Source organism: Arachnia propionica, from assembly GCF_003932785.1.
In the GTDB taxonomy this organism is placed as follows: domain Bacteria; phylum Actinomycetota; class Actinomycetes; order Propionibacteriales; family Propionibacteriaceae; genus Arachnia; species Arachnia propionica_B.
This window is the reverse complement of record NZ_RQYT01000070.1, coordinates 1-7416: the sequence shown is the minus strand read 5'-3', so window position 1 is coordinate 7416 and position 7416 is coordinate 1. Positions and strand designations below refer to the sequence as shown.

Annotated in this window: 4 protein-coding genes; all 4 read left to right on the top strand. The window is 70.6% G+C overall.

What is annotated here, in order from left to right; genetic code table 11:
* The first annotated feature begins 268 nt into the window (after positions 1-268).
* The 4 genes from EII35_RS15060 (at position 269) to EII35_RS15045 (ending at position 7312) form a co-directional block, all read left to right on the top strand.
* Entirely contained in the window at positions 269-5674 is a 5406-nt protein-coding gene (locus EII35_RS15060; protein ID WP_125229283.1) for an ATP-binding protein, read from the top strand.
* 346 nt (positions 5675-6020) lie between these two features.
* Entirely contained in the window at positions 6021-6479 is a 459-nt protein-coding gene (locus tag EII35_RS15055) for a hypothetical protein (protein ID WP_125229282.1), read from the top strand.
* Positions 6476-6688, top strand: coding sequence for a helix-turn-helix transcriptional regulator (locus EII35_RS15050; RefSeq protein WP_125229281.1), 213 nt, complete (start codon positions 6476-6478; stop codon positions 6686-6688). Before EII35_RS15055 ends, EII35_RS15050 begins: the two co-directional genes overlap by 4 nt.
* Positions 6689-6733: 45 nt before the next feature.
* On the top strand, positions 6734-7312 hold the full coding sequence (locus EII35_RS15045; protein ID WP_125229280.1) for an SMI1/KNR4 family protein: 579 nt from the start codon (positions 6734-6736) through the stop codon (positions 7310-7312).
* Positions 7313-7416: the final 104 nt, after the last annotated feature.

Here is a 7416-nt window from a genome sequence, read left to right as displayed (position 1 = left end):
AGGTCACCCGCATCAACGACGACCCACCCGAAGTCGACCCCTCCCACTTCGCCGCAGGCGACACCACCACCCTCACCCCAGCACCCCCACCCGAGGACGACCGCTGGTGATCGCGCTGATCGGGCGTTGTGGACTCTCCACAAGATTTCTGACAGAGATTGAAAAACGACCCGATCCAGTGGTGTGAATCCCACGATCCGCGTTCCGGGGGTTCCCTCCGCGGCTCCGGGCTGCCAGAGTCGGACGGAACCGCTGTGAGGAGGATCCGTTGTTCCGACGCATCGCCATCGTCAACCGTGGAGAGGCGGCCATGCGCCTGATCCACGCCGTCCGTGACCTCAACGCTGAGTCCGGGGCCGAGCCGATCGCCACCATCGCCCTCCACACCGACGCCGAGCGCACCGCCATGTTCGCCCGGGAGGCCGACGAGGCGTATTCGATCGGACCCGCATCCGCCCGGCCCTACATCAACCACGACCTCCTCGCCCGCACCCTCGTCGAGGTCGGTGCCGATGCGGTGTGGGTCGGGTGGGGCTTCGTCGCGGAGGACGCCGACTTCGCCGAACGCGTCGAGCAGCTCGGTATCACCTTCATCGGCCCCAGCCCCGACGCGATGCGCCGCCTCGGCGACAAGATCGGCTCCAAGCTGCTGGCCGAGGAGGTCGGCGTGCCCGTGGCGGCATGGTCCGGTGGCGGCGTCGACACCCTCGACGATGCCCTCGCCGCAGCCGCACGCATCGGCTACCCCCTCATGCTCAAGGCCACCGCCGGCGGTGGCGGTCGCGGCATCCGTCGCGTCGACTCCGCCGAGGCACTCACCGACGCCTACCAGCGCACCCGCGACGAGGCCGAACGGGCCTTCGGCTGCGGCACCGTCTTCCTGGAGCGGCTCGTCACCGGCGCCCGCCACGTCGAGGTGCAGCTCATCGCCGACGGCACCACCGCCTGGGCCATCGGCGTGCGCGACTGCACCGTGCAGCGTCGCAACCAGAAGATCATCGAGGAATCCGCCTCCCCGCTCCTCAGCCGCGACCAGACCGACGAGCTGAGGGCGGCTGCGGAACGCCTCGCCGTGGCTGTCGGCTACCGCGGCGCCGGAACCGTCGAGTTCCTGTACCAGCCCGACGAGCAGGCCTTCGCCTTCCTCGAGGTCAACACCCGGCTCCAGGTGGAGCACCCCATCACCGAGGTGACCTGCGACTTCGACCTCGTCAAGGCACAGATCCGGGTCGCGGCCGGCGAGCCGCTGGGGGAGCGCCCCGTCGAGGCCGGCCACGCCGTCGAGGCCCGCCTCAACGCGGAGGACCCCGACCGCGACTTCGCCCCCGCCCCCGGCCGCATCGACCACCTCTCCTTCGGCTGCGGCCCCGGCGTGCGGATCGACACCGGCGTGGCGGAAGGCGACGAGATCCCCGCCGACTTCGACTCCATGATCGCCAAGATCATCGCCCACGGCCGCACCCGTGAGGAGGCCCTCGCCCGGCTGCGTCGGGCGCTGAATGACACCACCGTCGTCATCGCGGGCGGGGCGACGAACAAGTCGTTCGTGCTGGAGCTGCTCGACCGGCCCGAGGTCGTCGGCGCGCCCGGGGTGCGCTGGGCCGACACCTCGTGGATCGACCGGACCCGCGCCGACGGCGGGCTCGTCGCCGACCGGCACAGCGAGATCGCGCTCGTCGCCGCCGCCATCGAGGCCCACCGGGAGACCGAGCGGCAGCAGATCGCGCGGCTGCTGGAGACCGCCCGCGGCGGCCGACCGCAGATCGCCCACGACGCCGCCGTCACCATCGACCTGAAGCTGCGCGGCGAGGTCCACCAGCTCACCGTCTCCCGGATCGGCTGGCAGGACCATCTCGTCAGCGACGGCACCCGCCGGGTCCGCGCCCGCGTTGAACAGCTCGACCGGCTCCACTCCCGCATCACCGTCGAGGGGGAGCGGCACCGCCTCCTCGTCGCCACCCACGGCCCCATCCATCTCGTCGAGGTCGACGGCGTCGCCCACCGCATCTCCCGCGACGAAGGCGGTGTCGTCCGGGCGCCCGCCCCGGCCCTGGTCGTCGCGACCCCCGTCGCGGTCGGTGACGAGGTGGCAGCCGGTGACGTCGTCGTCGTGCTGGAGTCCATGAAGATGGAGACCGCGCTCGTCGCCCCGTTCGCCGCTCGCATCCGCGAGGTGCTGGCCAAGCCCGGCACCCAGGTGGAGGGACTCGCGCCGCTGCTGCGACTCGAACCCGTCTGCGAGACCCACGACGAGACCGTCGCCGGTGGCCTCGACCTGCCCGCTCCCCGCCACCTCGACCCGGCCGCCGCGTGGCGCGAGGCCCTCGACGACCTCACCGCCGTCGTCCTCGGCTTCGACGCCGACCCGGAGGTCCTGCCGCGGTACCTCGCCGCCAGGGAGACCCACCGCGCTGCCGGCGGCGACGTGCTCACCGGCGAATGCGACCTGCTCGCCACGTTCTCCGACATCGCGGAGCTCGGCCGGAACCGCCCCGCCGACGAGCAGGCCCGCACCGAGCTGCGCATCCACTCCGACCGGGAGCACCTCCACACGTTCCTCACCACCCTCGACGCGGAACGCGCCGGGCTGCCCGCCACCTTCGTCAACCGCCTCACCCGGGCGTTGGCGCACCACGGCATCGCCAGCCTCGACCGCACCCCGCAGCTGGAGGAGGCGGTCTTCCGGATCTTCCTGGCCCAGCAGAACAGCCGCGTCACCCTCGGCCTCATCCTCGGGGTGCTGGAGCGCTGGCTCACCGAACCCGCCCCCGACGGTGCCGCCGCCGGGACCGTCCGCCTCCAACTGGAACGCCTCAAGCAGGCCACCCAGCTGCGGCACGCCATCCTCGCCGACCTGGCCCGCTCCGTCAGGTTCCGGTGGTTCGACGAGCCGCCCGTCCAGGCCGAGCGCGCCCAGATCTGGGCCGAGATGCGCGACGAGGTGGCCCGCCTCGCCGCCGACCCCGACGCCCCCGGCTACGCCGACGGCATCGCCCGTCTCGTCGCCGTGCCGGAGAAGAATGACGTCACCCTCGCCCAGCGGCTCGCCGACGGTGAGCGCGGCCCCGAGCCGATGCTGGAGGTCCTCGCCCGGAAGCACTACGGGCCGTTCGGGCTCCAGCCGCTCGTCGAGCAGGTCGACGGGCGTTCCGTCGTCAGCGGCGAGTACACCGTCGACGGGCGACGTTCCCAGCTCATCACCACCACCGGCTCCAGCGACGAACTGGGCGCCGACGGCCCTCTCGCCGCGCTGGTCCTTGCCCGGTGCGCCGACCCGGGCGACGGCGTCGTCGTCGAGCTGTACCTCGCCCACGACGGCCCTGAACCCGACCTGCGGTCCCGGATCGGGGCGTGGTTGCCCGACGCGGTGCGCCGGGTCGTCGTCGGACTGTGTGGACCGGGAGGCAGCCTCACCTACGTGACCCTGCGACGCGGCCAGGGCCTCGTCGAGGACGAGGTGCTGCGCGACCACCACCCGATGGTGGCGCGCCGCCTCGACCTGTGGCGGCTCAGCGAGTTCGACCTCGAACGCCTGCCTGCCGCAGATGACGACGTGTTGCTCATCTCCGCCCGCGCCAGGACCAATGCGTCGGATCACCGACTCATCGCGATGGCCCAGGTGAGGCAGGAGTCCGTCATCCGCGACGGCGGCAGGCTCGTCGCCGTGCCGCACGTGGAGCGGGCCATCGAGCACTGCCTCGAGTCGATCCGACGGGCACGCAAGACCGCGAACGTCGACCTCAACCACGTCTGGGTCAATGTGTGGCCCACCCTCGAGCTGGACCCGCGCGAGGCCCGGCACCTGCAGCGTCGCATCACGCCGCTGACCGACTCCACCGGCATCGAGGAGGTCGTCGTGCACGGCACCTTCGTCGTCGACGGGGAGCCGCGCGACCTGGCGGTCCGGTTCCACCGGCTGCTGTCCGGCGAGGTCGGGGTCGAGGTGCAGGAGCCCTTCACCGAGCCGCTGCAACCCATGGACGACTACCAGGCGAAGGTGCTGCGGGCCCGCAGCCGGGGGCTGGTCTACCCGTACGAGCTGGCCGGGACCCTCGCGGGCGACGGCGGGAGCGTCGTCGAGCTGGACCTCGACGGGGACCGGCTCGTCGAGGTGAGGCGACCGGACGGCCGGAACACGGCGGGGATCATCTGCGCCCGGGTCTGCACCCCCACCGAGCTGCACCCCGAGGGGGTGACGCGGATCGTGCTGGCCGGGGACCCGACGAAGGGGCTGGGGGCGCTCGCCGAGGCGGAGTGTCGCCGGGTCATCGCGGCCCTCGACCTCGCCGAGGAGCTGGGCGTGCCCGTCGAGTGGTACGCGCTGAGCTCCGGGGCGCGCGTGTCGATGACCTCCGGCACGGAGAACATGGACTGGGTCGGCGGGGCGCTGAAACGGATCGTCGAGTTCACCCAGGCCGGTGGCGAGATCAACATGGTCATCGCGGGCATCACCGTCGGTGCGCAGCCGTACTGGGCGGCCGAGGCGACGATGCTCATGCACACCAGGGGCGTCCTCGTCATGACCCCCGACTCGGCGATGGTGCTCACCGGCAAGCAGTCCCTCGACTACTCCGGCGGCGTGTCCGCGGAGGACAACTACGGCATCGGCGGCTACGACCGCGTCATGGGGCCGAACGGTCAGGCCCAGTACTGGGCGCAGGATCTGCCGGGGGCGTTCCGGGTGCTCATGGCCCACTACGACGCCACCTACGTCGCGCCCGGTGAGGCGGGGGTGAGGCGGAGCGAGTCGGCGGACCCCGTCGACCGTGACGTGTCGTCCTCACCGCATGACCTGCCCGGATCGGAGTTCCGGACGGTGGGGGAGATCTTCTCCGCCGAACTCAACCCGGATCGGAAGAAGCCGTTCGACATCCGCAGCGTCATGCGCGCCGTCGTCGACGCGGATGGCCCGCTCATGGAGCGGTGGGCCGGCATGGCCGACGCCGAGACGGCGGTCGTCGCGGATGCGCGCCTGGGTGGGTACTCGGTGTGTCTGATCGGAATCGAGTCGAAGCCCGTGGCCAGGGCCGGTTTCCCGCCCACCGATGGGCCGGACACCTACACGGCGGGGACGCTGTTCCCGAGGTCGAGCAAGAAGGTGGCGCGGGCCATCAACGCGGCCTCGGGGAACCGGCCGCTCGTGGTGCTGGCGAACCTGTCGGGCTTCGACGGGTCGCCGGAGTCGATGCGGAACCTACAGCTGGAGTACGGCGCGGAGATCGGCCGGGCGATCGTGAACTTCGACGGACCCATCGTGTTCGTCGTCATCTCCCGCTACCACGGCGGCGCCTTCGTCGTGTTCAGCAAGCAGCTCAACCCGAACATGACGGTGCTGGCGCTGGAGGGCTCGTTCGCGTCGGTGCTGGGCGGGGCCCCGGCGGCGGCGGTCGTGTTCGCGGGTGACGTGGCGAAGCGGACGGCGTCGGATGCCCGGATCCGGGAGCTGGAGGAGACGCTGCGCGGCGCGGCGCCGGAGGAGCGGGCGGGGCTGCAGGTGCAGCTCGCGGACCTGCGGTCGACGGTGCGGGCGGAGAAGATCGGGGAGATCGCGGCGGAGTTCGACGCGGTCCACTCGATCCACCGCGCGGTGGAGGTGGGTTCGGTGGACCGGGTGATCTCGGTGGCCGAGCTGCGCCCGTCGATCATCGAGACCATCCGGAGGCACCAGAGCTAGGTCGGGGTTGCAGGGCGGCGGCGCAGCAGATCAGCTCGTGGGCTTGGCTTCCAGGCGTTGTTCACGTCCTTTTTCCGTTGGTCGAGCCGGACCGCGAGCGTCAGCGAGCCGTCCGTGTCGAGACCCCTGGCGCACGGTGCTGGGACTTGAGTTGAGCGGGAAGCCTGCGGAGGTCTCGACACGGGTCCTCCGCAGGCTTCGGACCCGGCTCGACCAGCGAACAAGCGGTGGGTGGAGCAGGGACTCGGCTGCCGGGTCGTCCGGCGCGGGGCCAATATGTCAAGGTCGCTTGACTGTCAAGGGAGCTTGACTGTAAAGTCTCCTGTACATCCGATGGAAGGAGACGATGATGGCGAACGAGGAGAAGAAGTTCCAGTGGGGCCGGTCCCGGTTCAACGGGATCCCGACGATGCGGATCGCCATCCCGGTCGGGGTGGCGCTCGCTCTCGCTTACAGCTTGCTGAGCAAGATCGGGGAGAGCCAGGGGGAGCCGCTGTGGTGGATCGGGGGGCTCCTCCTCGGGGCCTTTCTCTCCCCCTTTGGCGTCGCCTTCGTCGCGGTGCTCATCGTCGACCGCTCCACGATGGAGGGAGTGGAGCGGAACCCGGAGGCCTCCATCGAGAGCACGTGGGCCGACAAGGCGGCCTCGCAGGGGTTCTACGCCACGCTTGGTGCCTGCGGGATCGGTTCCATGGCGTCACAGTGGCTGAAGCATGAAGTCGTGTCCTATGCGCTGATCGGGGTTGCCGCGTTCATGGCGGCGAGCTTCTGCGTGGCGTACCTCGTGCAGAAGTGGCGGTCATGAGGAACCGGGTGGCCGAGCTCCGGCAGGAGCGGGGGTTGTCGCAGCAGCGGCTGGCGGAGGAGCTGGGAGTGAGTCGGCAGACGGTGATCTCCATCGAGAAGGGGCGCTTCGACCCGTCGCTGCCGCTCGCCTTCGAGATCGCCGCAGCCTTCGAGCTGAGGATCGAGGACATCTTCTTCCCGGACCAGTTCCCCCCGGACCAGGCCTGACGGCAGCGCGCTATTCTTCAGGGACGTCCGTGCCGAGGAGGTTGAATGGAGCCCGAGGAGTTCCACGATCGGATCTGGGAGATCCTGGACCCCGTCGACGAGGAGGCCTTCGAGCCGATCGCGGCCGAGGGGGCCAGTGACGAGGCGGTCCGGGACCTGGAGGAACTCGTCGGCGGGACCCTGCCGAGGTGGCTCGTCGGGCTCTGCCAGAGCACGAACGGTCTGCTCATCACGGCGAGGGAGGAGGTCTGGCCCTCGGGCAAGGCCTTCGACATCGCCCCGGCCTGGACCTTCTGGCGGGGCCTCGTGGTGCTGGGGATCGAACACGAGAGCCTCCCGGAATGGGCGACGATCGCGCAGGCCTGGCACCGTCTGCAGGAGGCCGGGGTCCAAGACGTGCTGCCCCTGCTCCGGATCGAGGGCGACGGGGAATGCGTCTGGGGCCTGCGGATCAGGGACGGCCGGGTGACGGAGGACCTCGTGGAGGTCGTCGACGACGAGGTCACCCCGATCGAGGGCACCTTCCTCGACCTCTACGAGCTGCAGATCAAGGAACTCGTCGCCAGGCAACGCGAGATGGCCGACCTGCTGGCCAAGCGGGAGCGACCCCGTCGGGCCTACTGAAGAGTCTGTTCGTGGTTTTAGCGTTGGAGGTGGTTGTGGGTTGTTCGGGATGGTTGTTTGAGGCTTGTCAGTCGTGGTGTGAGGGTGGTGTCCGGGGTGGGGCG

Excerpts from the sequence above, each read along its gene's own strand:
- EII35_RS15045 (WP_125229280.1), top strand. The coding sequence starts at position 6,734 with ATGGAGCCCGAGGAGTTCCACGATCGGATCTGGGAGATCCTGGACCCC.
- EII35_RS15055 (WP_125229282.1), top strand. The coding sequence starts at position 6,021 with ATGATGGCGAACGAGGAGAAGAAGTTCCAGTGGGGCCGGTCCCGGTTC.
- EII35_RS15050 (WP_125229281.1), top strand. The coding sequence starts at position 6,476 with ATGAGGAACCGGGTGGCCGAGCTCCGGCAGGAGCGGGGGTTGTCGCAG.